The following is a 25,796-nucleotide window of genomic DNA, read 5'->3' as shown; positions in this document are numbered from 1 at the left end:
ACCTCTTAAAATAGTGAATCTATATTATTGTATACAGTTCACTGTCTTGCAATATTCTTGTAACTGACTTTGTACTCAGTTTTGCTACATTGCTCCCATTTTGCAAAGCGTGGCGAATATCAGTGCTTCGAATCTTTACTTTTTCGGGGCAAGCCATAACAGACCAGCGTTCTGTTATTTCATCTGATTTATAAAACGATGAAAACTTAAAGAAATTATCAGGCCCGATGACAAAGGTCAGTTCGGCCTCTGGATGCTGCTTTTGAAGCTGACTAAGGACGGCATAGGTCGTGACACTTTCACCAGGAGTAAATAGTCCTTTCTCAACTAATGACAGTTCAACTTGATCCAGCAATAAATCAGAGATAAACGCCTCGACAAGCTGACATCTCGTATCAAAGTCTAGCATCTCTTTTCCCCAAGCATGGGCAATGCTTGGTACCAGTAGAATCTTGTCAAAGTGAGCCAACGAATCAATCACACTTTTATGCCCTAAGCTCGGTGGATTAAACGCACTACCGAAAATGGCTATTTTTTCCATTATTAATTACTGCCTTCTCTTTCTAAGCTTGTGCAAAGAGGTTTTTAAATCGAATGATTTAGGTATGATAACACTAGATTTTTAATTTGCTTGCAGGAAAGGAATACGAATGGAACAGTTAATTCGTGATGAAATGCGCGTACTACCTTCAATTGACCCTCACTTCGAAGTGACTCGTCGTGTGGACTTTATTAAAACGAAACTACAACAGTCAGGCTGCAAGTCTCTGATCCTTGGTATCAGCGGCGGTGTAGACTCAACAACCTGTGGCCGTTTAGCACAAATGGCAATTGATAGCCTGAATGAAAGCTCTGGCAGTAACGACTATCAATTCATTGCTGTTCGCTTACCTTATGGCGAGCAAAAAGATGAAGATGAAGCACAGCTTGCTCTGTCTTTCATCCAGCCTTCTCAGTCCGTTTCTGTAAACATTAAGGCGGGCGTTGATGGGCTTCACGCAGCATCTCATGTTGCTTTAGAAAGCACAGGCTTATTACCAACAGATTCGGCGAAAATCGACTTTGTAAAAGGCAATGTGAAAGCTCGAGCTCGCATGATCGCACAATACGAAATCGCAGGTTACGTCGGTGGTCTTGTTATTGGTACCGATCACTCAGCAGAAAACATCACTGGTTTCTACACTAAGCACGGCGATGGCGCATGTGATTTGGCTCCTCTGTTCGGTTTGAACAAACGACAAGTTCGTGAACTGGCTGCAACATTAGGTGCCCCAGAATTGCTGGTGAAGAAAACCCCAACCGCTGACCTAGAAGAACTGGACCCACAGAAAGCTGATGAAGCAGCATTGAACCTTTCTTACGATCAGATCGACGATTTCCTTGAAGGCAAAGAAGTGTCTCAAGATGTATCAGATCGCTTAGTTAGTATCTACAAAGCAACACAGCACAAGCGTCAACCTATCCCAACGATCTACGATTAATTTTAGTTAATTAGTGATAACGTAAAGCTAGTGGGATTATACAACTAGCAACGCAGTAAGAACCAAAAAGGCCGGAAGTTCATCTAGACGAACTTCCGGCCTTTTCTACTTGAGGCACTTTTTTATGGTCTAACGAGTCGCTAATCCACAACTTCGATATCCGTTTGCGGAACACTGCAACACGCCAGTATCTGGCCCATGTTACGTTCATGCTCTTGCAGTGCTGGTACGTCAGGTTGGTGAACCTGCCCTGATTCAAGTGTCACTTTACACGCGCCACAAAAACCAGCACGACAGCTAGAAGCAATAGGCACACCCGCCGACTCTGCCTGTTCTAGAAGCGTTGATTGGTTATTACCTTCAAACAAGTAGCCGTTTACACTCAACTGCAGTTGCTTCACAGTTTCTTCAGTGGATTGGGCAACACCAAATGCTTCTTGATGGTAATGCTGAGGGTTAAGCCCCATTTGAATTAACAATTTTTTTGCGTTATCCATAAAACCATCAGGGCCACACACAAACGCTTGGCGCTTGTGCAGTTCTTCAATTTTAGCGATATGCGACACACTCAAGCGCCCAGACAAACCATCCCATTCTTTGGTTGGCTGACTCAAAGAATAAATCACATGCAGACCGGTATGCTCGCTGGCAATCTTATCAATCTCAGCTTGATAAGGAATATCCTCTTCGCTGCTGCATTGGTGATAGAAAACCACATCATCGATTTGACCATGATCAGCTAAATAACGAAGCATCGACAACATTGGGGTTACACCGCTACCGGCAGACAAAAGCAGTAACGGGTGCGTTGGATTTTCTTCTAAATAAAATGCACCATCTGGATTTTTCGCGACTAAGGTATCGCCTACGTGAAAGTGATCATTGAGCCAGTTAGAAATTTGACCATCATCTACACGCTTAACTGATATAGCTAAACGGCCCAATCGTGATGGGCTTGAAGACAGTGTGTAACGACGTGAAACCGTCTCGCCATCAATAACCATTTCAATCGGCAAATGCTGACCAGGTTGATAACTTGGTAATGCGTGATTCTCTTTCGCAGGCTCTAACCAAAAAGTTGTAAAATCACGTGCAATCTCTTCACGCTCAACACAGGTTAAATGTAACGACTCTATCCAAGTATCTTCGTAGTGCTCTTTCTCTTTAGTTTCTAATACTTCAACGACATCACCTGCTTTGACTAAACCTTCATTTTTAGCAACTAGGTTTTGACCAAAGAAAACGCCACCACGCTCGTTGGCTCTAAATTTAGAAAAAGTGTTAAGCGGCTCTTTTGTTTCTCTAAACTCACCACGTTCAACGTCAACCGTTGTGAGAATGCACCGTTCACAAGGCTTAACGGATTCAAATTCAACCTCACCAATTCGTATACGCTTCCAGCCGTCTTCAGCAAATGCTTCGGTATTAGAAACAACAAAGTTGGTGCGGAACTGATCCATCGAATGAGTTTCAGGACTACGACGATTGAGTTCATCAAGAGAGGCTTGGCTAATCACTAACATTGGGTAACCGTCGGCAAAGCTCACATTGTGACCGAGCTTTTCACGAACACGATTCGATTGATCTCCAGAGAACAGAAGCTCAACTCGAACCCCCAACACTTCACTGAACCAATCGTCAGCTTCGTCGTTGGTCGTATACGCCGTGAAACTGTCTTTCCAGACCGTTGCTGGCGCCTCTTGCATCTTAAAGCTTGTGTACTTTAGACGCAGCGGCTCTTTACCTTCATAAGTAAAAATCAAACCATCAGGCTGCAAACTTGAAGATACCTTGACCATTTTCGGATACTTACGGGCCGTCACCATTGAACCGTCAGCTAGCGCTAACATAAAACGTCTGTCGAAGGTGAGACCTTGTTTTTCGACCCAAGCAGAAGAGAGTGAAATCCCACCTACTGATTTAACCGGAAACACATTGATTTGAGATAGAGAAGGCACTTGCTCTGAAGCCTTTTGATCTGACGGTAGCTGCGACATAACGATTCCAATGTTTTGTTATTTGTCCTAATGCTAACAAATGGTTATAAATAGATAAACTGACAAGCACTAAACACTTGATACCAAGCTATTATCTTGAGATGTTTATCCTAGTATCCCATATACATAAAAACAGCAATGTATTAACACTCTCCATACGTTCTATAATTTGAACACGGTATCGCATTAAACTTTCATTGAATAAAAAGGATTTATCATGAACAAACTCGTCATTATCATCTTATGTGTCCTGCTCCCGCCTGTTGGGGTGTTCTTCGCTCGCGGCGCAGGTAAAGATTTACTGATTAACATCGTCCTCACTTTCTTTTTCTGGGTGCCAGGAATGATTCACGGACTATGGGTCGCCACTCGCTAGCCCTTCGACTAATCTAATACAGAATAAATACCTATAAAAACAGGCTCCTAACCCTGAAGAGTTAAAAATAGGATGAAATGAAAGTGCTTTTCCACTATCATCCTGTCGCCTAAACGTAAGCGATTGCTTTCACAGATTTCGCCGAGTTTAGGCTCCAACTACATAACACTTCAATTGGTGGGAGCCTTCAATGACACAACTTACGATTACTCGTCCTGACGACTGGCACGTTCATCTACGCGATGGCGACGTATTAAAAGATACAGTGCGCGATATCAGCCGCTACAATGGTCGAGCGTTAATCATGCCAAACACCATCCCACCGGTAACCGATACCGAAATGGCTTTAGCTTACCGTGAACGCATCATGGCAGAGCAACCAAGTGAACAGTTCCAGCCTTTAATGGCACTTTACCTAACAGATAACACGACTCCTGATGAAATTCGCAAAGCGAAAGAGTCTGGTGCAGTTGTTGCAGCGAAGCTTTACCCAGCAGGCGCGACGACAAACTCGGATTCAGGCGTAACTTCGGCTCAAAAGATTTACCACGTGTTAGAAGCAATGCAAGAAGTGGATATGTTGCTTCTGGTTCACGGCGAAGTAACCACTCACGATGTTGATATCTTCGACCGTGAGAAGCAGTTCCTAGACACAGTACTCGCTCCAATTGTAAACGACTTCCCTAACTTGAAGATTGTTCTAGAGCACATCACAACCGCTGATGCTGCAAACTTCGTGAAAAACGCAAACGACAACGTAGCCGCAACAATTACAGCTCACCACTTACTTTACAACCGCAACCACATGTTGGTTGGTGGCATTAAGCCACATTTCTACTGCCTACCTATCCTAAAGCGCAACACTCACCAATTAGCGCTAATCGAGGCTGCAACAAGTGGTAGCAAGAAGTTCTTCTTGGGTACAGACTCTGCACCACACGCAAAAGGCGCAAAAGAGTCAGCATGTGGCTGTGCAGGTTCTTACACAGCGCACGCTGCCGTTGAACTGTACGCAGAAGTGTTCGACTTAGAAGGTAAAATTGAGAACCTAGAAGCGTTTGCAAGCCACAACGGCCCTGACTTCTACGGTATGCCGCGTAACACAGACACCATCACTCTTGTTAAAGAAGAGTGGAACGTTGCTGAAACCATGCCTTTCGGTTCAGACATCGTAGTGCCAATCCGTGGAGGCGAGACGATTGCTTGGTCTGTAAAGTAAACACTTGGTCGTAAAAATAAGCGCTTATATTGAAAAATAAGAGCGTGGTGTTAATTAAACACGACCCATTAGATTAAAAGGGGCACCATAATGATTATGGTGCCCCTTTTTGTTCTGATGACAGGCATCCTTTCACCGAACACAATTTATCACTTATTTACCACGAACTTTCTCTATTGCACCCCAAACGATTACGACAAACAATCCAGCAAGAACACCAATCACGGCATTCAACAGAGTTGGAATAATCGCTGTCGCAATCGTATGACCACTAAAATCCATAATGATCGGTTCGATTAAATGGTGGATAACTGGCACGCTGTGTACCACAATACCGCCACCAACTAAGAACATCGCAGCCGTACCAACAACAGCAAGTAACTTCATTAGTTTTGGGGCAAATGCAACTAGCCCATTCCCCAACTTGGTTTTAATGGCATTACCACTCGATGTACGCTGGAGATAAAAACCTAAATCGTCTAGCTTCACGATTCCTGCAACCAAGCCATAAACACCCATCGTCATCACAACTGCAATTAAACTCACAACAAGAATTTGAGTCACAATACTTGTCCCCGTTACAGTACCCAGCGCAATCACTATGATCTCTGCAGACAAGATGAAGTCGGTCCGAATCGCACCCGCTACCTTTCTCTTCTCATACTCTTCTAAGGATTCATTAGTGTCATTTTCTACACTTTTTTCTTCATGTGGATGAGCATGAGGGAAGATCTTCTCTAATACTTTTTCTGCCCCTTCAAAACAAAGAAACAAGCCACCAATCAAGAGTAATGGCATGATCAGCCAAGGAATAAACGCGCTGATCAATAATGCTGCAGGCACTAAGATCAGCTTGTTTTTAAATGAGCCTTTTGCAACCGCCCATACCACTGGGATCTCTCTTTCAGCAGCAACACCTGATACCTGTTGGGCATTCAGAGCTAAATCATCACCTAATACACCTGCGGTTTTTTTCGCCGCAACTTTAGACATTAGCGCGACATCGTCTAGCACTGTTGCTATGTCATCTAGCAATGTGAGTAAACTTGCTCCAGCCATTTTTTATTCTCTTTCAAAGGATTGAACAACAAATGGAATGTAACACTATCAATCCACTCATCAAAGTTATGAGTCTGTAATAAATAAAGTCACAAACTGTGTTTTCTATTGCTGTCGCAGTTAGACAGGACTAGTCTGTCTTCATCTTTCATGAACATAAAAGAAAAAGTATAGATGAAAAGTGAATACTTCTACCCAATCGGTCAGCCAGGACAAAAGTGGCAACAAGCAGAACGTGAAGCGTGGTTCACTCAAAGAACGGTTAAGCGTGAATACCAACAAGAAGTTGTACCAAAGATTAAAGCGCTTGCAGACCGCCTCGACATCGAACAATACGGTGCATTGAGCTACGATGAAGCTCGCTTCCCGCTTTTCGCTATCAAAAGCAAAAACTGGGATGCATCAAAACCCACGGTTCTAGTAACAGGTGGTGTACACGGTTACGAAACCAGTGGTGTACACGGTGCGATTAAGTTCGCGGCAACTCAAGCAGAACAATACTCAGCACACTTCAACATTGTTGTTGCTCCCTGTGTGAGCCCTTGGGGCTACGAAGTGATCAACCGTTGGAACCAAAATGCGGTCGATCCAAACCGCTCTTTCTACGACGGTACGCCAGCAGAAGAATCAGCAAACCTACGTGCGTTAGTGGCTTCTTTGCCAAAAGTACTGGTTCACGTTGACCTGCATGAGACGACAGATTCTGATGAAACTGAATTCCGACCAGCACTCGCAGCGCGTGACGGCCTTGAATACATTGAAGGCATGATCCCAGACGGTTTCTATACTGTTGGCGATACTGATAACCCACAACCAGAATTCCAAGCAGCGGTTATTGCTTCAGTAGAAAAAGTAACGCATATTGCTCCAGCAGATGCAGATGGCAAGATCATTGGTTCAGACGTCACTCAGCACGGTGTGATCAACTACCCAATGAAGAAGCTTGGCTTATGTGGCAGCGTTACTGATTGCAAATACGGCACAACCACAGAAGTTTACCCAGACAGCGACAAAGTGACAGACGAAGAGTGCAATGACGCTCAAGTGGCTGCGGTAACCGGTGCTTTGGATTACGTAATCCAACACGAATTAAACGCTTAAGCGACTACTTAAGACCTCGCACCAAGCACTTAATAGCGAGTTCCCTACCTAAAGCGAATCTCTAAAACTAAAAAAGAGCCATAAGTGACGATTCACTTGTGGCTCTTTTATTATGTCTTTTCTGCTTATCTTTGATTTCTTCTTAGACATAAAAAAGTTCCCTTGCACAGTACAAGAGAGCTTTTAAATAACGCTTCATCCGGAATAAGTAGTTATTTACCTAATTACTTACTCAGAGTCTTAGCTATTTTATTTCGCTGTTTCGCTAACGCTTGCTTGTCCTTTATCTACTTCAGTCAGTAGACCTTTCAACAAGCTGACACAGCCAATCAGAAGAATGATCGTAAACGGCAATGCTGCGATGATAGTGATCGATTGAAGTGCTTGGATAGATTGAGTGCCACCAATCCATAGCATCACCATTGCGATCGCGCCTGAGATAACCGCCCAAACTACTTTCTGTTTCACTGGCACTTCAAGCTTACCACCTGCCGTCATGCCATCGATAACGATAGAACCTGAGTCCAACGTGGTAACGAAGAACACGATGATCAACGCGACTGCGATAACAGATAGAATGTTGCCAAACGGGTATGCATCTAGCATGTAGAACAAACTTAGAGAAACGTCTGTAATGCCTTGGTCAAGGCCAAGTTGCCCTACCTGATTAATTACTTGTTCGATAGCCACACCACCGAAGATAGACATCCAAGCTGAAGTTACTAATGTTGGGATAATCAGTACGCAAAGTAGGAATTCACGAACCGTGCGACCTTTAGAAATACGCGCTACAAACATGCCGAAGAAAGGTGCATACGCAACCCACCATGCCCAGTAGAACACAGTCCAACCATGCAGCCATGTTGTGTCTTCACGACCAGAACTTTGGCTTAAAGCTACGATATTTTTCACATAGCCCGTCACCGCTGTTGCCACGGAATCAAGTACAGTCGTGAAGTTCAATACTGCGATAAGACCAAGGAATACGAACGCGATAACCATGTTCAAGTTACTTAGGAACTTAACACCACCGTCCATACCACGTAGAACAGAAATGATCGCCAAACCCATGATTAGAACAATGATAGCTTGCTGAAGAAAAATGTTATTTTCCAAACCGAACACATGACTAATACCACTTGCCGCTTGTGTACCGCCTAAGCCTAATGAAGTTGCTAGACCAAACAAAGTAACCAGTACGGTTAGTACGTCGATAACATCACCGGTTTTACCCCAAACACGTTCACCCAGAATTGGATAAAACACTGAGCGCATTGAAAGCGGCAAACCTTTGTTATAAACGAAGTACGCAAGACAGAGCGCCGTCATGCCATAGATAGCCCATGCATGAAAGCCCCAGTGGAATACGGTTGCACCTAGTGCGAGTTCACGGCCTGCTTCTGTAAAAGGTTCTGCATTAAGTGGGGTTCCGAACCAGTTAGTGAAGAACGCGGTTGGCTCTGCCACACCCCAGAAAATAAGCCCGATACCCATGCCTGCTGCGAATAACATCGCAATCCAAGATGACATTGAATAGTCTGCTGTCGCATCTTCGCCACCTAAACGAACTTTACCCAATGGTGAGAAAGCAAGAACAACAGCAAATGCTAGCATGATGTTAGCTCCCCACATAAACAGGAAGTCAAACTTTGATAGAACAGCACCCTTAATAGAATCAATAGCAGCTTTAGCATCTGCTGGAGGAAGAGCAAGAAGAGTGATGATAAAGAGAAGAGATAAGCCTACTGAGGCTAGAAAAACTGTGTTGTGGACATCCATGCCCCATTTACTGACGTTATCTTGACCAACTTGATAGTCAGTAGAATCGATACTGTATTTTTTTGATTTAAAACTCATAAATTATGATGTTCGCATATCCGAATCAACGAATATAAGGACGCTCTCCATATCCAATTACTACTTGATTGACTTGCCGAGCCACGTAAATAAAACGTGATAAAAATCACCGAAATAGATGATGATTGGACTTACTTTCTCAATCCCAAGGCGCGCATTATAGCACAGCACGAAGCATTTTGACGGAGTTTCAGCTTAAAAGTTACCCGAACCACCGTTGATAGTGACAGTTACGCCAATAAAATCAGAATAAAATAAAGAAATAAAAACCTTTAAAGACAGCATCTTAAATCAAAGTTGCACACCGTAAAATCTAAACTAAACTTTCGACAGATAGTATTAACAACAGCCCAATTTATTTATAGCTCTAACAAAAAAGCCCCGCTATAGGGGCGGGGAAATTACCAAAGGTAAAAGAGAAATCAATAATGAAATTTTAGCGCCACGTATCGCAGCGCTCAGATACGAAATCGCTACAGAGTATTAGAGCGCGTAGCAAAAACCTAAGTTATAGTCTTCGCCATTCTTCGCCGTGAACTCTTTGTCTTCGCTCGATGCGTTCGAGCGACCGCTTTCATCGCCTTTCACCAGACTCACCCAGTGACGGATTCCTGAAGAGCGGCTAACCTCTGTTTGGCCAAATGTAGTACATGTTTCTAGCTGGATATCTTGAATATCAACCAATTCCAAGTGGCCAGTACCTTTACGAGCACCGATTGTCACTTCAACGTGTGTACCGCTTTCGTCACGGAATAATATTGCTGAAGGCTTAGATTTATCACCTGTGTAAGCCACAAAGTGTTTAGCGCGTTTCAGGCCTGTGTGTTCACCGTTTTTGAAGTAAACCTGAACATGTCGATAATCAATCTCGTAGCTCACCACGTCTTCGTGTGAACCCGCCTCAAGAGGAAATAGAGTATCAAGCAACTGTTTCGCCATTCTCTGCTTTTCGAGTTGCTTGTCTGCTTTCACCATTTCAACGGCAAAGACAGCTTCAGCAATAAATGTTGAATGGTTTCTGTGAAGTTCTGTTTTGTCTAGTGTCAGCATATTCATAGTTTTTCCCTCTTACGGCTTTGAATTTCATGTAGGTCAAAAATCCTGATTGACCCTTTTCAAAATTGTTCTTTACTGTGTTGCTTCCATGTATTTCATACTACTTGTATTTTCTAAACAATTTCACAACAAAAATTTCACAGTGTGAATTTTACTAAATTGCTTTTTTACACAAACCGGTATTTCGAGTCCTCAGCCTTTAACTGATGGGGTTGAGGGCTCAGTAGAAACACTTTTACGTGCTGTTTGAATTAGTGTAGTAACCAACACCAACCAGCTTATTGTCGATCACTCGATAGTAAGTGTGTTTGGTTTCCACTTTTCTCGACAGCGGGTTTAACCATTGATAGGTGTAAACGCCACGACCATTTTCTTTAGCGAGATTCAGCATCTCAGTAAGAATTGGCTTATTGTCAGGGCTTAGAATTTCATTGTGTGACCGTCCGACAAGCTCAGGAGACACGCCATGAGCGAGCAGTTTCCCGGAGTTCATGTCTATCACAAACACATACAGGTCTCCTTCAACAAAGCTGCCTTCACTATTATTGAACTCGGCAATGCTGTCTTGCTCAGACTCTACCATCGCGGTCATGGCTCTTGCCAATAACCGCTTAGCTTCTGTTGCACTGGAGCGTTCTGGGTAATACCCCACGGCAACAATCACGTCACCGACACGCTCAAAGAAGGTCGTTTTAGGTTCGCCCATGCGATCAGTAGGGTTAGTCCAATGGTACTGAACTTCGCCAAACCCGTTGTGCACAGCTTTAGTGATCATTTCTCTAAAAAAAGGATTACCGTAGACGTCTTGGGTATCCAAAACACTGTCGCCCACCAACACCATTGAAGAGCCACCACTGGCAAGGAATTGACCATCAATACCAAGCGCAAATACATAGAGCTCACCGTCTATATATTCGGCGCTACTCATAAAGTCTTTTACGCTCTCATCGCCTTCTTTTTGTACATGGACAACCGCTTTAGCAAGCAGGGTTTTGGCTCTTCTTTCAGCGTCACTGACCACATGTGGCTCTGAAATTTCGAGCACATTGACTGGCTCATTTTCTTTCGCTGTTTCTGAATGTTCGGCACGTAATCCAATACCACTGATCACTGCAAATACGGCACAACCAATAAGGATAATTCTTGATATATTCATAGTGACTTCTCCTAATAGCCCACTAAGGACGGTAGCCAAAGCGTAATTTGTGGGAAGAAAGCGATAACGAACACGCCCACTACGGATGCAAGAACAAAGGGGTGGATCTTCGCGGTGATCTGCTCGACCGTGGCCCCGCCTATCCCCGAGGCGACAAAAATATTCTCACCGAGCGGAGGCGTAGCAAAACCTATCGACAACGTACACACCACCACAATACCTACGTGGGTTGGATCCGCGCCTAGCATATACATAATTGGCAACAGCACTGGCACGATAATCATGATCGCGGCTAACGTTTCCATGAACATGCCAATGAACAACAGCAAGGTGATCGTCAGCGCCCACACCATGTACATATTGTCGGTAAAACCGAGCAGTGACTCAGCCACCACGACCGGAATTTTTTGTTCGATTAACAAGCGACCAAATACCGTTGCAGCGAATAGAATCAGCAACACACGCCCGGTAATCCATGTGGTTGTCGATAATGATTTGATGGTGCTTTTAAACGATAACTCTCGGTGAATAAACACACCGACAAACAGCGAATAGAAAATTGCCACAACCGCTGACTCTGTTGGTGTGAACATACCGCTGTAGATACCTCCGAGAATCAAAAATGGAGCCAGTATCGACCATATGCCACGGCGTAAAGCATGTCTTACTTCGCCAAATGACCAATTCTCAGACAGCCCTTTATAGCCTTCTCGCTTGGCAATGAAGTAGTTAGTGACAACGAGTGTAGATGCCATGATGAAGCCAGGAACAACGCCTGCAACAAACAATTTAGGAATAGATAAAGAAGCAAATTGCCCGTGTTGAGCGATGGCTTCAGGCGGTGCCATTAATCCCATTGCTGAGATGCCGAAAATAACTAACGGGATGGATGGCGGAATAATGATCCCCAAGCCCCCTGATGCAGCCGTTACTGCCGATGCGTAACTCTTATCATAATCTCGCTTAACCATTGCAGGCACCATTAGCATGCCTACCGCTGCTGTGGTTGCAGGGCCTGAACCTGAGATAGCACCAAAAAACAAACACGCCATCACGGTTGCAGCGCCAAGGCCACCCGTCACGGGTCCGGCTAAGCTCTCTGCAATATCCACCAGACGTTTGGAGATACCCGCCGCCTCCATTAATGCGCCAGCAAGAACAAAGGCTGGCAGCGCCATTAATGGGAAGTTACCCACCGAAGTGAACGCGATTTGTACTAAAGCGATGGGGTTTTTGTCGAGCAACATATAGGCCGCCATTGAAGCGCCGGCCAGTGATACTGTGATTGGTGCACCCAGAATTAACAGGGTTAAGAAACCACCAAATAAAATTAGAGTTAAATAGGATTCCATTATTACATCTCTCTATTACGGCTATTCTCTGTGACGACTACTGTGATGACTTTTGTGCCGTCATTTTGCGCAGTTCTTTGACTTCAGGATCTTCGTTCTTAGCGCCCTTAAATAAGCGCTCGTAGTTGTTCCAGATAATGCGCAGCATCATTAGAGAAAATGCGATTGGCAAAATCATATAGAAGTATTTCATTGGGATGCCTGTCGTCTGAGACTTCCAGAACAAATTCATTTTGTTGAACACGAAATCGTAGCTGAGATAAACAAAGTAGCCGTTAAACAGCAGCCATAAGAAGTCAGCAATGGTTTCACAGACGGTCTGAACAATCGGGGGGAAGAACTTGAAGTGAAAACTGACTCGGTTATGCGCCGACATCTTGGCCGCAACAACAGCCCCTAGATAGGCAAACCAAACAAACATGTAAGTAGCGACTTCATCACCCCAAGGTATGGAGTAATCGAAAAGCTGACGAGTAAGGATTTGTGTGAACAGCAATAGGACAAAGCTTGCTAGCAACAAACAACATGTATATTCCTCAATGTTGTTAAGGTGCTTTTTTATTGTTTTAGCGACTGACATATAACCTCCAATGTTGATTTCCACATGACAACCAGTCGCTCGCGGTACTAAAAAGATCAGGTACTGGACAGATCAACGAGTAAAGCCATGTAAATGCCCTACCTAACCGTTCTATCGCTAGGTGATTAAGTCGCGAAGAACAGCAGATAGGGCGAATCTAATCGTTACTTTCTACCTAGTAACTCAAGAACGTCGTCTAGCTTGTCTTTGCCTCCAATGCTTGAATAGAACTTAGGCCAAACTGACTTAGTGACTTTGCTGATCCACTCTTGCTCGTTGTCTGTAGGGTCAGTGAAGACCATGCCTTTTGCTTGCAGTTCTTCACGGATCTTGTTTTCAGTATTTTCTAAGTATGCAAAGCTGTGCTCTGTCGCTTCCTGACCCGCTTCAAGAATGATTTTTTGCATTTCAGGCGTCTGTTGTTGGAAGACTGTTTCACTGACGATTAGCGGCTCAAGAGAGAAGATATAACGAAGGTTTGTGACGTACTTTTGTACTTCATTGAACTTCATCGCATGCACAGTGATGTATGGGTTGTCTTGTCCATCAACCACACCTTGCTGCAGGCCAGTAAATGTTTCTGACCATGCCATTGGTGTTGGGTTTACGCCCCATGCTTGGTAGGAAGCAATCATGATTTCGTTACGAGGAACACGAATCACTAGTCCTTTTAGATCCGCTGGTGAAGCCACTGATTTTTTAGAGTTAGTCAGAACCCTAAAACCAGAATAAGCCCAGCCAACGATACGAACGCCAGCATCACGAATGGTGTTATCGACAAGGTCTTGACCGACTTGGCCTTGAGTTAATAGCACCGCTTCTTCTGCACTTTGAATGACATAAGGCATGGTCAATAGACCAACCGTTGGAGAGAAAGGCGTCACGTTGTTGATCGCCAATACTGAGAAGTCGAGAAGGCCGATTGCCGCGTCGTTAACGGTGTCTTGCTCGTTACCCAATTGACCATTCGGGAACAGGTCGATTTTGACTTTGCCGTCTGTTTTTTGCTCCATCAATTCAGAAAATGAGGTCGCTAATTCCCACTGAGTACCACCAGCAGCATCTCCGATAGCCATTTTAAAATTTGCTGCTGCCGCGGTATGAGATAGCATCGCTGTTGCTACAATTGTGACGCCAGCAATAATTTTATTTTTAATCAATTTCATAGTCTTAACCTTTCATATCATACAGACTTCCTGCCTGTACTTTGCTCACAAGGTGACCTGGTACAACTTTCCTGGTCGTAGTTCTATTTCCCTATTTTGGAAACAATGTTCGAGTAGCTAAAGCACTTCATCTTTTAGCGAATACCACTGATAAAGGAACTGTTGCCCTACTCTTCGAAATGGTGCAAACATCTCAGATTCCACCACTTCCCTCACGTTGGGGAACGGAAGTTTTGATTCAAATATTGGCAAGTCAAGCTTATGACCTTCACCTGCGATCCACTGAGCGAGGCGCTTGCCTGCTTGAGCGGAGTACATCACACCATTGCCGCCATACCCTAGTGCGTAGAATATGGATTGCTTTGGATTCGGCTGATAGATTCTTGGCATCATGTCGTGGCTAACATCTACCCACCCCCACCATGAATAATCGATTTTGATCTGATCGAGAGAAGGGAATTTTCGAGTTAAATCCGCTCTCAACATGTCTTCGTATTTCTTGTCAGGTGCATTCTTGCCACTGATGGCACTGCGTGTACCGATCTGCACTCGGTTATCGGGTAACAAACGGTAGTAATGACGCAAAATTCTGGTATCAGTAATCACCTGATTAGTTTTGAAGTTACACGCAGCGATTTCGTCTTGAGTTAACGGACGCGTCACCATCGAGTTAGAAAGTACGGGTAATAAGCGATTCTTAAGCTCTGAATGCAAACCTTGGCTGGTGTATCCACCGGTACAAACACCGACAGAACGAGCCTTAACCACACCACCAGGCGTTTTCAGGTAATGCACACCGTTGCGAGTTTCCCATCCCATCACAGGGCTTGCTGGGTGAACTTTTACGCCGAGTGCTCGCGCCTTTCTTAGATAACCAAACGCCAGTTTCCCTGCATGGATGCCAATACCTTCTGGCTCATGCATTGCGCCTGCTGCTTCTTGGTCGCCGACGTAATCACGCTTTACGGTTTCCGCATCTAAGATCTGCGCATCGTAATCAAACGTGTCACGCAGCAACTTGGCTTCTTTCTCGAGTGTTGCCATCACTTTTGGACGGTGAGCAACATATAAGTGGCCACCCGGCTGCGGGTCACAATCAATGTCTTTGATTAGAGACTTAAATGTGTTCATGCCATCGACGCATTCGCGGTGCATTTTTAGCGCGGTTTCTAATCCCCAGCGTTCAATCCACTGAGAACGCTTCAAACGTCCTGACGCACACTGAGCCTGACCACCATTTCGGGTACTGCAGCCCCAACTCATACGGTTAGCTTCAATCACAATCGCTTTAATGCCGTACATTTCAGCAAGGTGTATCGCAGTACTTAGGCCTGTGTAGCCTGAACCGATTATCGCCACATCGACATCCATATCCGATGTAATTGGGCCATCATCTTCAGGTGGCACGCCTGCGGTATCTACCCAATAAGTCGGGGCGTATTCCTTGCCGTGACCTGGGCTCTTGTCTTTAAGTGGGTCGTATTTTGGATCGTATCTTTCTTTTGCTTGGGTACTTTCTTGTGCTCGGGTGCTTTTCACCTTTGGTGGCACATCGGCTGCCGGTTGTTCCATTACTAAACTCATAATTCGACTCTCCTAGTCATAACACGTGAACGGGTTGTGGTTTCGTGTCTAGCTCTTGGGAGTGTTGTTAGGAGTCAAAAGAGGTCGTGTTTTACGGAAGGCATTTTTTACGCTGATTTTTCCCTCTTTCAGGGTAAACACATCAACCATACGAGCTTCGATGACGGCGCCATCAGGGTTAGTCGCAGAGAACGTTGATTCGCTTACCGCGCGGTCGCCACATACAAAGTGGACAGGGTCGCTCCAGGCTGCATCTGGAAAGTTCTGCCAAACCAATTCAAAGCTATTACGAACGGCTTCGTACCCTTCGATAGTGTTTCCAAGTTCGCCTTCTCCTGCCACGGTGTGGAAGACACAGTCTTCGGTCATAAACGACATTAGCGCTTCAATATCATGGTTATTCCATGCATCACTAAAAGACTGTAAAAAGGCGGTGTCGACTTGGTTTTCCAGCACGAATGTCGCTGCATTGGTTTGCATATTCATATTCCAGAATCCTTTATGTTTTCGTTATTGGTTTAAATTTCAGTAGCTTTGCGCCACTTTTTTATTAGAGTGTTTAAACTAGATCTGTGAAAATTTAACAACTTGATAACAAGATTCGCCACTCTAACTTCGAGTTACTTTATAAACAATCTTTAAGCTCACAGATTTCATCTTTTTATAAATTAATTAGTGTTCTGATTTTATTTATCTCGTAATCACTAGATTTATATGAGGTCTAAATAAAATCATTAGAAATATTAGACTTTAGTCGAAATCAAAATCTTGATGGTACTTTCGGCCATACTGCTCAAGCTGGCGATCATGAGTATTAACTTGTAACTCGATATTACCCTCGCCTTTATTAATTGCTTGATTGCTGTCTATATGGGCTTCATTTTTCAAATCAGCCAGTTTCTCTTCAATATATTCTGTCGGTTCATTTAAAACATTCATGGAGATTAATTCCTTTATCAGGTTTACTTTCGCTGATGGAAGAATATGAACGGATACTAGACCGTTTGAATATTCTTTTTCATCGTACAAAGGCTGAATGGCATCATTGCCACCTTCCTTAAATGGGTGAATGGAATACCACTTATCTTTTCGTTGCTCTTGCTGATCACAATCAGCCACATTGAATATCTGAGTCCTATTGAGGTCACATGGTGAGTTGAAAACACTAACTTTATGATAATCAATGGCTTTAATAATATTGATACAGTCTTTACTTTGGCTATGACATACAGACCACAGCGCATTAATCAGGTTATCTGTCCATTCAAGTAAACGGGTTGGAAACCCCTGTTTCTTGGCTAAACACATCAGTAACCAATCGTTTATCTCGTGTGCACTCAACGAATGCCCACCATAAACTCTCACGGTCGAGAGAAGCTCTTGTTCGACACGGCGAATATTCTTTCGATTTGATCGGCCTAAGCTCGGCATCAAGTTATTATTTTCATAATCACACACGTTATAAATCAAATCACGATGTCCACTACACTCAGCAATGAGTGAATCGATTATTTCATACAGCTCTTCGAGTGAGCTTATATAACGTTTATTTTTCACAACATTCATACAATAAGTCATTTAGTTTATATTCGGTAAAGTTAAAGTATTAATAATCACGTTAATAAATTGTTCAATTGGTATAGTTGTAATTATTGAAAAATGATAATAGGTATATATCTTCGTCAAAGATGACCATTTATGGATCCATTAGTTACGGATCGAACAATAATAATGAGTGACAAAATTTATATAGCTAGAACCACTTATGTACCGATGGAACATTTAATTAGTGTTCTAATGTTTAAGTAGAAATTATTGAACTAAGCGTTTACGTTCTTCACTTAAGCACTTTGCCAATACCCGTTAATATTGCCCGACCACGTTCTTTATAATGCGGTGGCCGGACAAACTTCCTATGACTTATACGTAGTCTTTATATTTATCTAGGAAACGAACCGGTGTTGATAGTGCATCTCGGCGGAACGGGTCGCCCAATTCCTGAGTACACATGATTTCAATGATGGTTGTTTTGCCTTCGTTCATTTGCATGTCGATAGCTTTTTGCAGAGTTGGGCCTACATCTTCTAGCTTATCAACTGTGATACCTTCAGCGCCCATTGCTCGTGCGATCTCTGCAAAGCTTTGGTTCTCAAGTTCACCAGCAACAAAGCGTCGGTTGTAGAAGTCGACTTGGTTCTTCTTCTCAGCACCCCATTGACGGTTGTGGAATACCACGGCTGTCACTGGAATGTTATGGCGAACACATGTCATGGTTTCCATCAAGCTCATGCCCCACGCACCGTCGCCTGCATAAGAGATAGCTGGACGATGAGGTGCCGCTGCTTTCGCACCAATAATGGTCGGGAACGCATAACCACAGTTACCGAAACTCATTGCAGCAAAGAAGCTACGTGGTTTTTCAAAGCGTAAGTAGCTGTTTGCCACTGAGTTGATGTTACCGATATCCGTCGAGACCATTACGTCTTCAGGCATCGCTTTTTCTAGCTCACGCAGTACTTGGCGTGGGTGTAGGTATTCACCGCCAGAGAACGGAGTCTCTTGAGAGTTTTCTTCAATCATATCTAAGCTGAAAGAGTCACGTTCGTGTGTCCACTCATCAAGCTCTTTTTCCCAAAGTGCTTTCTCTGTTGCGACTGTATCCTGACGAGCGCCTTTGTTGTCATCACACAACAGTGCGCGGCCTTCCAATCTTTCGGATAGAGCAACCGCAGCGGCTTTCGCATCACCACAGATACCAACCGAAATCTTCTTAACCAGACCTAGCATCTTGTTGTCGGCATCAATCTGAATGATTTTCGCGTTCTTCGGCCAGTAGTCCATGCCATGTTGAGGCAAAGTACCAAATGGACCGAGACGTGTACCCAAAGCGATAACCACGTCCGCTTGAGCCATCAATTTCATTGCTGCTTTCGAACCTTGGTAGCCTAAAGGACCACACCATAATGGGTGACTCGCAGGGAAAGAGTCATTATGTAGGTAGCTGTTCACTACGGGTGCGCCTAATCTTTCTGCCAATGCCGCACACTCTTGAACTGCATCTGCCATTACCACGCCGCCACCAGAAATTATGACTGGGAATTTCGCTTCAGCAATCAGGTCTGCCGCTTCATTTAGAGATTTCTCGCCACCTGGACCACGGTCTAAACGCGCGGGTTTAGGGATCTCAGTTTGAGTTTCGCCATAGAAGTAGTCACGTGGAATGTTCAGCTGAGTCGGGCCCATTTCGCTCATCGCACGGTCAAAACATCGACCTGTGTATTCAGCCATACGATCTGGGTGCGTTACGTGTCCTTGATACTTAGTAAACTCTTGGAACATTGGAAGCTGGTTACACTCTTGGAAACCACCTAATCCCATTGTTTTAGTGCCTGTCTCTGGCGTCACAATGACGACCGGGCTATGTGCCCAGAACGCCGCAGCAATCGCAGTCACACAGTTACTAATACCTGGGCCATTTTGCCCGATTACCACGCCATGGCGACCCGATACACGAGAGTAACCATCAGCCATGTGAGCAGCGCCTTGCTCGTGTACTACTGGGACCAATCGAATGCCAGCAGGAGCAAAGATATCCATTGCGTCCATAAATGCCGACCCCATGATGCCGAACATATCGGTAACATCATTAGCAACCATAGTTTCAACGAACGCTTCTGATGGTGTCATTGTTACTGTGCCGGAAACAACCGTACGTTTTTCTTGCTCGCTCATTCTTCCATTCTCCTTGAGTTAACCAAAATTTCATTTTTCGGAATAAATTGTCTCTTTTTCGGATTCACTTTCACATTAGTAGTAGAATTTTTGCGCGTCAACTTTTTATATTAAATTGGAACAATTCATTCTAATTAATGAAACTAGATCACATTATTGGTAGTTTTTCGTACAAAAAGTGCCGTTAACTTAAGCAGAGCTGTTAATAATCGATGACATATCGCGATAGCAGCGACAAGTGATGAGTTATATAGAGGGAAAAATGATGAAAGAGGCGGAATTGATACCAACGCAACCAGTCAGTGTGAGAGAACGCTTTGGGATCGACAGCAACCTAACCGTGATGGCATTTGAACATGCGGGCGAATATGTTCCTAAAATCGATCCTAACTACTGTTTCGACCCCGAAGTGACGCTAGCGATATTAGCGGGGTTCACCTCCAATCGCCGCACACTGATTCAAGGCACACACGGAACGGGCAAGTCGTCTCACATTGAGCAAATTGCCGCGAGATTGAACTGGCCATGCTTGAGGATCAACCTAGACGGACACTTAAGTCGCTTGGATTTCATAGGTAAAGACAGCATCGTCATTAAAGACGGGATGCAAGTAACAGAGTTTAAAGAAGGCATTCTTCCGCAAAGCATTCAACAACCCATCGCACTGGTATTAGATGAGTACGACGCTGGTCGCCCTGACGTGATGTTTGTGATTCAGCAGTTATTAGAGCAAGACGGAAAGTACACCTCTTTAGAGCAAAACCGAGTGATCACACCTCACCCTTCTTTCCGCCTGTTTGCTACCTGCAACACGCTTGGCTTGGGTAACTTTTCAGGTTTGTATTCGGGTACTCAAGTGCTTAACCACAGTCAGTTAGATAGATGGAACATCATCGCCACGCTCAACTATTTAGATCCACAACATGAAACCAAGATCGTGTTATCCAAGCTTCCTGAGCTGAATAATGAAAGTGGCCGACAACTGGTTGAGAAAATGATCGCAACCGCAGGATTAACGCGTAACGGGTTTCGGGCTGGCGACCTTTCGACTGTGATGTCTCCGCGAACAGTGCTCACTTGGGCTGAAAACATCCAAATATTCGACGATGTAGCGACGGCATTTAGGTTGTCATTCTTGAATCGCTGTGAAGACGAAGAGAAAGAACTGGTTAGCGAATACTATTTCCGTTGCTTTGGTGAAGCCTTGGAAACGCATACTCAAAACTATTCGCACTCGGAGTCGTAAACCATGGCCAATGTTTCTTCTCAGCAGAAAAAGATCCTCGATATTGGTGTGTCTGTCGCCAGAGCAATCAGTGGCGAACTCAATCTGAACTATCGAGGAGAACGTCTCTATAAAGGTAATAGGCCCTGTTATTACCAGTCCGCACATACTAACGATCTCACCTTTGTGTCTCGCCACGAGCTAAAAAACAGCAAGCTATCGATGCAGGGTAAGATCGATTCATCGGCACTGCGATTATTGCTTTCAGACGCTGACCTCCACTATTCACTACGCTCTCAAAACGAAATAGAACGTCTGCTTTACGACTTCTGCGAACAGGTCCGAATTGAATCTCAAGTCCCGCCTTATCTAAAAGGCGTGACCACCAATATCCAATTCAACTTTGCGTATTGGAGCGACCAATATCATCAAAATGGCTTTACCGAATCACGAATAGGCATGTTGCTGTTTACACTGATGCAAGTCATCTACACCCGCTTAACTGGCGTTCCGGTGTCTGAGCCGATTGCTGAAACCATTGAATCGACTCGCGCCGGCATCGTACCTACTTTTGGTCACTGCCTGAAGCGCTTAAAGCAACATCGAACCGACCAACAACTGTTTGCACACTGCGCGAACGAGCTTGCCGCCCTTGCACAAGAGTTAGTCATCCAAGAACAAGAAAGTGATAACTCGCCCACTCCAACAGTCGAAGAAGACATTAAGATCCTTGCGCAGCTTGCCTTGATTGTTGATGGTGACATTCAAGAGGAAGACGTCGATAGCGACATAACGGGCAGTAGTAAGGTATTCGAACTGTCAGGCGCCAATTATCAGGTCTTTAATTCAGAATTTGATCAAGTCATCACGGCAGACAAACTCGTCAGGCGCGCCCTATTACTCGAACTGAGACAGAAACTCACCGATGACATCATGGCGAGACAAGTAAACACTCGTCGTTTAGCCGCTATGCTCACTCGCTTTGTTGCCACGCCACAAAGGAACCGACGTCAGGATCATTTAGAAGAAGGCATTGTTAACGCCACGACCATCACCAAGCTCATCACTTCGCCATTGGATCGCACTGTCTTTTATCAACCTGACATCGGCGCGTCTCATCAATGTGCCATCACGTTTTTGATGGATTGTTCAGGTTCAATGCAGAAACACAGTCACAAGCTAAGCCTACTGATGGATACAATTCTCAAATCCGTTGGACTGGCCAACATTCCATTTGAGATTATTGGCTTCACTACCAATAACTGGAACGGTGGCAAAGTCTATCGGCAGTGGCTTAAACAAGGCCAACCGAAACACCCAGGCCGCTTAAACGAAGTTCGACATATTGTGTTTAAAGATTTTGATACACATTGGAGACGCTCTCGCCTTGGCATTGCGAGCCTTCGTAAAGCAGACACCTTTAAAGAAGGGATTGATGGCGAAGCGGTGCAGTTCGCTAGTCAGCGGTTGCAACAGCACAGTGCAAAAAGAAAGGTTTTAATCGTGTTCTCAGACGGCTGCCCGATGGATACCGCCACCAGCACAGCCAACGACCAGTTCTATTTGGATAACCATCTCAAACAAGTGATTGAGCGTGAATCAAACAAAAACCATATCGAAATTCATGGTGTAGGAATGGGCGTCGATTTAAGCCCGTACTACCGCAGTAATATCACTTTAGATGTGCAGGAGAGCTGTTTGTTTGGGTTATGTAAGAACGTATTTGAAATGCTAAAGCGTTAGGCTTTTTGTTTATACGTGCACTCAATGAGCAGTGACGTTGCGAGGAGCCGCGAAGTATCGGCTAGCAGGCCGCTAGCCTTTTCTAGAGGATATTATTAAGAGATAGCAGCAGCTAAGAGATAGCAGCAGCTAAGAGATAACAAGTAACTAGGAAATAGCGAGCAACTAAGAAATAACAAGTAACTAAAAGACAGCAAGCAACAACCATGCAGACACAGCCATTAAATACCCACCAATCAACATCAGCACAATAAACACCAGCTTTCTGAGTTGATCATTGGACAACGGCGGTGGGAAACGCCGAGCAAACATAGTAACAAGCGCCACCAAGGGGACAGCGATTGCGGATAGCCACAGTATGCTCGCTTCCATGTCACCAGCAGCGTAGACATTGACAGTACGGGACATCGACGTACAAGCGAACACCATCAGCAGTGTGCTTCGCACCAGATCGAGTGTAAAAGGTTGCCGATAGAGATGATAAACAATCGGAGGGCCCGCCATCCCAAATAACCCGCCCGCTAAACCAGAGCTAAATCCTGATATAAGGAATGATACCGTTGCCGAACGATCCTTTCTGGTTTTAGGTTTGAACATAAAGCTCAAACCTGCGAATAGCACCATCGCACCCAATAGTCCTCGCAGGATATTGGTCGCAGAGTCACTCAACTCGTCCAGCAAGAACACCCCCATCGACACACCGGGAATAATACCGATGATTAACACCACCAGAATTTTGAGCTCCCCAAGCAGTGGCTTACCCATCAAAGCGACCAAGCAATTGAACAAGGTCACAATACTGACCACAGCGGCTATAACGGGTAAAGAGACCAGATTAAGGCTGACCGTCAAACCAATCACGATGATACCCAGCCCAAACCCCGTAACGGTTTGGAAATAGGTACCTACCGCGATGGTGGCAAGAATGGCGAGTAAAACAGGTAACTCCATTAGCTATCCTAATTAGGTTGTTTTGGGTTTGATTTGAATCTGAGTACTAGATACGAGAGCTAGATGTTAATACCGGAACTCAAATTCTGATTCTTCTTTTTCTTCAACATCAGCTTCAGTATCAGCCTTAGAGCTAGACACTTTCCCTTGCTGCGCTTGTACGGCAGTCACCGCAATTACGTTAAAGATATCTTCCGCGCTACACCCTCTGGATAAGTCATTGGCAGGCTGATTCAATCCTTGCAGTAACGGGCCAATCGCGACCGCGCCTCCTAACCTTTCTGCAAGTTTATAGCCTATGTTCCCCGCTTCTAAATTAGGGAATATCAATACGTTAGATTGGCCTTTCACTTCTGAATCGGGCAGCTTTTTCGCGGCAATTTCAGTCACAATCGCCGCGTCGAGTTGAACATCCTGATCAACCGCAATTCCCGGGCAACGCTGCTTCACTAACTGGGCTGCATTACGCACCTTATCGACTGATTCGTGTTTAGCACTTCCATTGGTCGAAAACGACAACATTGCCACTTTAGGTTCTTCCATCAATAGCGTTTGAGCACTGTTTGATGCCGCTACTGCAATTGATGCAAGTTCAGTTTCATTGGGGTTAATCACCAAGCCACAATCACTGAAAATCATGCCACCTTTGAGATTGTGGAAAGGCTCGCACAACATCATTAAAAAGAAACTCGATACCAATTCACTGTCTGGTGCTGGGCCGATGATCTGCAGCGCAGCTCGCACCACATCTGACGTGGTATAAACCGCGCCATTAACCGTGCCGTCAACCAGCCCTTCTCTTACCATCAAGTTGGCAAAAATCAGTGGGTCTTTAACCTTCTCCAATGCATCTTCATAAGTCATGCCTTTGGCTTTTCTTAACTCATACAGACGTTCAGCCAACACGGCTTTAAGTGCTGATGTTTGTGGTGAAACAATATGAATGCCGGCGAGATTAATGTGGTTCAACTGCGCTGCTTCGATAATCGCCTTTTCATCACCGACCAGCGTGATGTAAGCGAGCTGTTTATCTATCGCCAATCGCGCCGCTTTGAGTACACGAGGGTCTTCTGCTTCGCTCAAAACCACTCGCTTACGATCTAAGTGAGCCTTATCAATAATCCGTTCAATCGCTTTCATCTTAAATTCCATTTATTGAGATTAATTGTTCCATAATTTATATTTATATTATTGGAATAATAAAAAAGGTCAAATTTTATTCAGATAATTGAAGAATAATGATTTGGTATGTACACTCTTAGGCATAGACATATCGCAAGGATGGATCATTATATGCAAACAGAAACACCACCAGTTCAAGGGGATACACCGACTCTCCGACTTTTTGCACTATTAGAGGTGATAGCGCAAAAAGACGAGTTTATTTCTCTTCAGGGATTAGTCGAAGAAACTGGACTACCAAAACCGACCCTGCACCGAATGCTTCAGCAGTTAGAAGCAGCAGGCATCATTCAACGAGACGGCGATGAGAAGCATTACAGCTCTGGTATTCGACTCAGAAAGCTTGCTGAAAATCTGCTGTTGAATAGCACCATGCACAGCGCACGACGCACTATTCTTGAAAACCTTCGAGCAGAAGTCGGCGAGAGCTGCAACCTAACGGCACTGTCGAGCGGTGAGATCATCTATCTTGATCGCGCAGAAACTGAAGCCCCGCTGCGCTTCCATCTACAGCCAGGCTCTCGCGTACCCGTGCATTGCTCAGCTACAGGCAAACTGTTTTTGGCGCACATGTCGAAATCACAGCGCAGAAGACTGATTGAAAACGTGCCACTGACTCAGTACACAGTGAAAACCATTACTGACTATTCGACGTTAGAGAAAGACATCGAAGAAGCGAAGATCCAAGGTTTTGCTATTGATGATGAAGAGTTCTTACCAGGGTTAGTCTGTATCGCCGTATTAATACCGTCTTCTACTGGCCAATCCAATCTTGGCTTAGCAATACAAGCTCCAGTGATTCGAGTAAAACCAGACGAAGCGATCAAGTTTCTGCCAGCTCTTCAAAAAGCAGCCAAAGCGCTCGCGAAGATAGAGTCTGATAACTGGGGCTAGTGAGAAGATTTATCTCAGAGAATAACCAAGATTAGCGACTTAACATCCATGCCCTTCGACCAATGAACATTTGGTCGAAGTCATT

22 protein-coding genes are annotated in these 25,796 nt (G+C 44.5%); 7 read left to right on the top strand and 15 right to left on the bottom strand.

Going from position 1 to position 25,796, the window contains the following annotated elements:
* Nucleotides 1–19: 19 nt before the first annotated feature.
* Nucleotides 20–541, bottom strand: coding sequence for a nicotinate-nicotinamide nucleotide adenylyltransferase (locus ACFI6G_RS05415; RefSeq protein ID WP_010431259.1), 522 nt, complete (start codon nt 539–541; stop codon nt 20–22).
* 109 nt (nt 542–650) lie between these two features.
* Between ACFI6G_RS05415 and nadE the strand changes: the two genes are divergently transcribed.
* Complete coding sequence (gene nadE / locus ACFI6G_RS05410; protein ID WP_010431261.1) at nt 651–1,481, top strand: ammonia-dependent NAD(+) synthetase; 831 nt, start codon at nt 651–653, stop codon at nt 1,479–1,481.
* A gap of 140 nt (nt 1,482–1,621) precedes the next feature.
* Here nadE and ACFI6G_RS05405 read toward each other — a convergent pair whose 3' ends face one another.
* Nucleotides 1,622–3,478, bottom strand: a complete 1,857-nt coding sequence (locus ACFI6G_RS05405) for a hybrid-cluster NAD(P)-dependent oxidoreductase (protein ID WP_010431264.1) — start codon at nt 3,476–3,478, stop codon at nt 1,622–1,624.
* Nucleotides 3,479–3,695: 217 nt separating this feature from the next.
* On the opposite strand from ACFI6G_RS05405, the gene ACFI6G_RS05400 reads away from it, so the two are divergent.
* Together ACFI6G_RS05400 and pyrC are read left to right on the top strand one after the other, a co-directional pair.
* On the top strand, nt 3,696–3,854 hold the full coding sequence (locus ACFI6G_RS05400; protein ID WP_008215717.1) for a YqaE/Pmp3 family membrane protein: 159 nt from the start codon (nt 3,696–3,698) through the stop codon (nt 3,852–3,854).
* Nucleotides 3,855–4,044: 190 nt separating this feature from the next.
* Nucleotides 4,045–5,073, top strand: coding sequence for a dihydroorotase (pyrC, locus tag ACFI6G_RS05395; protein ID WP_016790492.1), 1,029 nt, complete (start codon nt 4,045–4,047; stop codon nt 5,071–5,073).
* 153 nt (nt 5,074–5,226) lie between these two features.
* Here the strand turns inward: pyrC and ACFI6G_RS05390 are convergent, their stop codons facing one another.
* Nucleotides 5,227–6,132, bottom strand: a complete 906-nt coding sequence (locus ACFI6G_RS05390) for a DUF808 domain-containing protein (RefSeq protein ID WP_010431277.1) — start codon at nt 6,130–6,132, stop codon at nt 5,227–5,229.
* Nucleotides 6,133–6,306: 174 nt separating this feature from the next.
* Between ACFI6G_RS05390 and ACFI6G_RS05385 the strand changes: the two genes are divergently transcribed.
* A complete protein-coding gene (locus ACFI6G_RS05385) occupies nt 6,307–7,233 on the top strand; it encodes a M14 family metallopeptidase (RefSeq protein ID WP_010431280.1) in 927 nt (308 codons plus the stop codon).
* Between the two features lie 249 nt (nt 7,234–7,482).
* Here the strand turns inward: ACFI6G_RS05385 and ACFI6G_RS05380 are convergent, their stop codons facing one another.
* The 10 genes from ACFI6G_RS05380 to xsc all read right to left on the bottom strand — a co-directional run bounded on the left by ACFI6G_RS05380 (nt 7,483) and on the right by xsc (nt 19,716).
* The gene (locus ACFI6G_RS05380; RefSeq protein ID WP_010431283.1) at nt 7,483–9,090 is read right to left on the bottom strand and encodes a BCCT family transporter; all 1,608 of its coding nucleotides are present in this window, start codon (nt 9,088–9,090) and stop codon (nt 7,483–7,485) included.
* A 483-nt stretch (nt 9,091–9,573) separates the two neighbouring features.
* Nucleotides 9,574–10,146 carry an aldolase/citrate lyase/malate synthase family protein gene (locus tag ACFI6G_RS05375; RefSeq protein ID WP_010431291.1) on the bottom strand — a complete coding sequence of 191 codons (573 nt, stop codon included), beginning with the start codon at nt 10,144–10,146 and terminating at the stop codon, nt 9,574–9,576.
* A gap of 235 nt (nt 10,147–10,381) precedes the next feature.
* Nucleotides 10,382–11,302: a cache domain-containing protein gene (locus ACFI6G_RS05370; RefSeq protein WP_016793780.1), complete on the bottom strand. Its 921-nt coding sequence runs from the start codon at nt 11,300–11,302 to the stop codon at nt 10,382–10,384.
* Nucleotides 11,303–11,313: 11 nt separating this feature from the next.
* Nucleotides 11,314–12,654 carry a TRAP transporter large permease gene (locus tag ACFI6G_RS05365; RefSeq protein ID WP_016767901.1) on the bottom strand — a complete coding sequence of 447 codons (1,341 nt, stop codon included), beginning with the start codon at nt 12,652–12,654 and terminating at the stop codon, nt 11,314–11,316.
* A 37-nt stretch (nt 12,655–12,691) separates the two neighbouring features.
* Nucleotides 12,692–13,234 (bottom strand): TRAP transporter small permease, encoded by a 543-nt coding sequence (locus ACFI6G_RS05360; protein WP_009845769.1) that lies wholly within the window; start codon nt 13,232–13,234, stop codon nt 12,692–12,694.
* A 164-nt stretch (nt 13,235–13,398) separates the two neighbouring features.
* Nucleotides 13,399–14,400: a TRAP transporter substrate-binding protein gene (locus ACFI6G_RS05355; RefSeq protein WP_016793781.1), complete on the bottom strand. Its 1,002-nt coding sequence runs from the start codon at nt 14,398–14,400 to the stop codon at nt 13,399–13,401.
* Nucleotides 14,401–14,517: 117 nt separating this feature from the next.
* Nucleotides 14,518–15,984 carry an NAD(P)/FAD-dependent oxidoreductase gene (locus ACFI6G_RS05350; RefSeq protein ID WP_016767900.1) on the bottom strand — a complete coding sequence of 489 codons (1,467 nt, stop codon included), beginning with the start codon at nt 15,982–15,984 and terminating at the stop codon, nt 14,518–14,520.
* Between the two features lie 48 nt (nt 15,985–16,032).
* The gene (locus ACFI6G_RS05345) at nt 16,033–16,470 is read right to left on the bottom strand and encodes a nuclear transport factor 2 family protein (protein WP_016793782.1); all 438 of its coding nucleotides are present in this window, start codon (nt 16,468–16,470) and stop codon (nt 16,033–16,035) included.
* Between the two features lie 264 nt (nt 16,471–16,734).
* Nucleotides 16,735–17,550, bottom strand: a complete 816-nt coding sequence (locus ACFI6G_RS05340; RefSeq protein ID WP_016792251.1) for an FRG domain-containing protein — start codon at nt 17,548–17,550, stop codon at nt 16,735–16,737.
* A gap of 354 nt (nt 17,551–17,904) precedes the next feature.
* Entirely contained in the window at nt 17,905–19,716 is a 1,812-nt protein-coding gene (xsc, locus tag ACFI6G_RS05335; protein WP_010431312.1) for a sulfoacetaldehyde acetyltransferase, read from the bottom strand.
* Nucleotides 19,717–19,978: 262 nt separating this feature from the next.
* Between xsc and ACFI6G_RS05330 the strand changes: the two genes are divergently transcribed.
* Entirely contained in the window at nt 19,979–20,962 is a 984-nt protein-coding gene (locus ACFI6G_RS05330; RefSeq protein WP_016789648.1) for an AAA family ATPase, read from the top strand.
* A gap of 3 nt (nt 20,963–20,965) precedes the next feature.
* On the top strand, nt 20,966–22,684 hold the full coding sequence (locus tag ACFI6G_RS05325; protein WP_462710167.1) for a cobaltochelatase CobT-related protein: 1,719 nt from the start codon (nt 20,966–20,968) through the stop codon (nt 22,682–22,684).
* Nucleotides 22,685–22,867: 183 nt separating this feature from the next.
* Here the strand turns inward: ACFI6G_RS05325 and ACFI6G_RS05320 are convergent, their stop codons facing one another.
* Nucleotides 22,868–23,635 (bottom strand): TSUP family transporter, encoded by a 768-nt coding sequence (locus ACFI6G_RS05320; protein WP_016794526.1) that lies wholly within the window; start codon nt 23,633–23,635, stop codon nt 22,868–22,870.
* A 66-nt stretch (nt 23,636–23,701) separates the two neighbouring features.
* On the bottom strand, nt 23,702–24,775 hold the full coding sequence (gene pta, locus ACFI6G_RS05315; protein ID WP_016795932.1) for a phosphate acetyltransferase: 1,074 nt from the start codon (nt 24,773–24,775) through the stop codon (nt 23,702–23,704).
* Between the two features lie 153 nt (nt 24,776–24,928).
* Here pta and ACFI6G_RS05310 point away from each other — a divergent pair, with 153 nt between their 5' ends.
* The gene (locus ACFI6G_RS05310) at nt 24,929–25,711 is read left to right on the top strand and encodes an IclR family transcriptional regulator (protein WP_016794524.1); all 783 of its coding nucleotides are present in this window, start codon (nt 24,929–24,931) and stop codon (nt 25,709–25,711) included.
* Nucleotides 25,712–25,796: the final 85 nt, after the last annotated feature.

The sequence above is a fragment of the Vibrio sp. PSi01 genome, assembly GCF_054960695.1.
This window is presented reverse-complemented; position numbering and strand designations above follow the sequence as displayed.

Coding starts and splice junctions, on each gene's coding strand:
- ACFI6G_RS05415 (WP_010431259.1), bottom strand. CDS start 541: ATGGAAAAAATAGCCATTTTCGGTAGTGCGTTTAATCCACCGAGCTTA.
- nadE (WP_010431261.1), top strand. CDS start 651: ATGGAACAGTTAATTCGTGATGAAATGCGCGTACTACCTTCAATTGAC.
- ACFI6G_RS05405 (WP_010431264.1), bottom strand. CDS start 3,478: ATGTCGCAGCTACCGTCAGATCAAAAGGCTTCAGAGCAAGTGCCTTCT.
- ACFI6G_RS05400 (WP_008215717.1), top strand. CDS start 3,696: ATGAACAAACTCGTCATTATCATCTTATGTGTCCTGCTCCCGCCTGTT.
- pyrC (WP_016790492.1), top strand. CDS start 4,045: ATGACACAACTTACGATTACTCGTCCTGACGACTGGCACGTTCATCTA.
- ACFI6G_RS05390 (WP_010431277.1), bottom strand. CDS start 6,132: ATGGCTGGAGCAAGTTTACTCACATTGCTAGATGACATAGCAACAGTG.
- ACFI6G_RS05385 (WP_010431280.1), top strand. CDS start 6,307: ATGAAAAGTGAATACTTCTACCCAATCGGTCAGCCAGGACAAAAGTGG.
- ACFI6G_RS05380 (WP_010431283.1), bottom strand. CDS start 9,090: ATGAGTTTTAAATCAAAAAAATACAGTATCGATTCTACTGACTATCAA.
- ACFI6G_RS05375 (WP_010431291.1), bottom strand. CDS start 10,146: ATGAATATGCTGACACTAGACAAAACAGAACTTCACAGAAACCATTCA.
- ACFI6G_RS05370 (WP_016793780.1), bottom strand. CDS start 11,302: ATGAATATATCAAGAATTATCCTTATTGGTTGTGCCGTATTTGCAGTG.
- ACFI6G_RS05365 (WP_016767901.1), bottom strand. CDS start 12,654: ATGGAATCCTATTTAACTCTAATTTTATTTGGTGGTTTCTTAACCCTG.
- ACFI6G_RS05360 (WP_009845769.1), bottom strand. CDS start 13,234: ATGTCAGTCGCTAAAACAATAAAAAAGCACCTTAACAACATTGAGGAA.
- ACFI6G_RS05355 (WP_016793781.1), bottom strand. CDS start 14,400: ATGAAATTGATTAAAAATAAAATTATTGCTGGCGTCACAATTGTAGCA.
- ACFI6G_RS05350 (WP_016767900.1), bottom strand. CDS start 15,984: ATGAGTTTAGTAATGGAACAACCGGCAGCCGATGTGCCACCAAAGGTG.
- ACFI6G_RS05345 (WP_016793782.1), bottom strand. CDS start 16,470: ATGAATATGCAAACCAATGCAGCGACATTCGTGCTGGAAAACCAAGTC.
- ACFI6G_RS05340 (WP_016792251.1), bottom strand. CDS start 17,550: ATGAATGTTGTGAAAAATAAACGTTATATAAGCTCACTCGAAGAGCTG.
- xsc (WP_010431312.1), bottom strand. CDS start 19,716: ATGAGCGAGCAAGAAAAACGTACGGTTGTTTCCGGCACAGTAACAATG.
- ACFI6G_RS05330 (WP_016789648.1), top strand. CDS start 19,979: ATGATGAAAGAGGCGGAATTGATACCAACGCAACCAGTCAGTGTGAGA.
- ACFI6G_RS05325 (WP_462710167.1), top strand. CDS start 20,966: ATGGCCAATGTTTCTTCTCAGCAGAAAAAGATCCTCGATATTGGTGTG.
- ACFI6G_RS05320 (WP_016794526.1), bottom strand. CDS start 23,635: ATGGAGTTACCTGTTTTACTCGCCATTCTTGCCACCATCGCGGTAGGT.
- pta (WP_016795932.1), bottom strand. CDS start 24,775: ATGAAAGCGATTGAACGGATTATTGATAAGGCTCACTTAGATCGTAAG.
- ACFI6G_RS05310 (WP_016794524.1), top strand. CDS start 24,929: ATGCAAACAGAAACACCACCAGTTCAAGGGGATACACCGACTCTCCGA.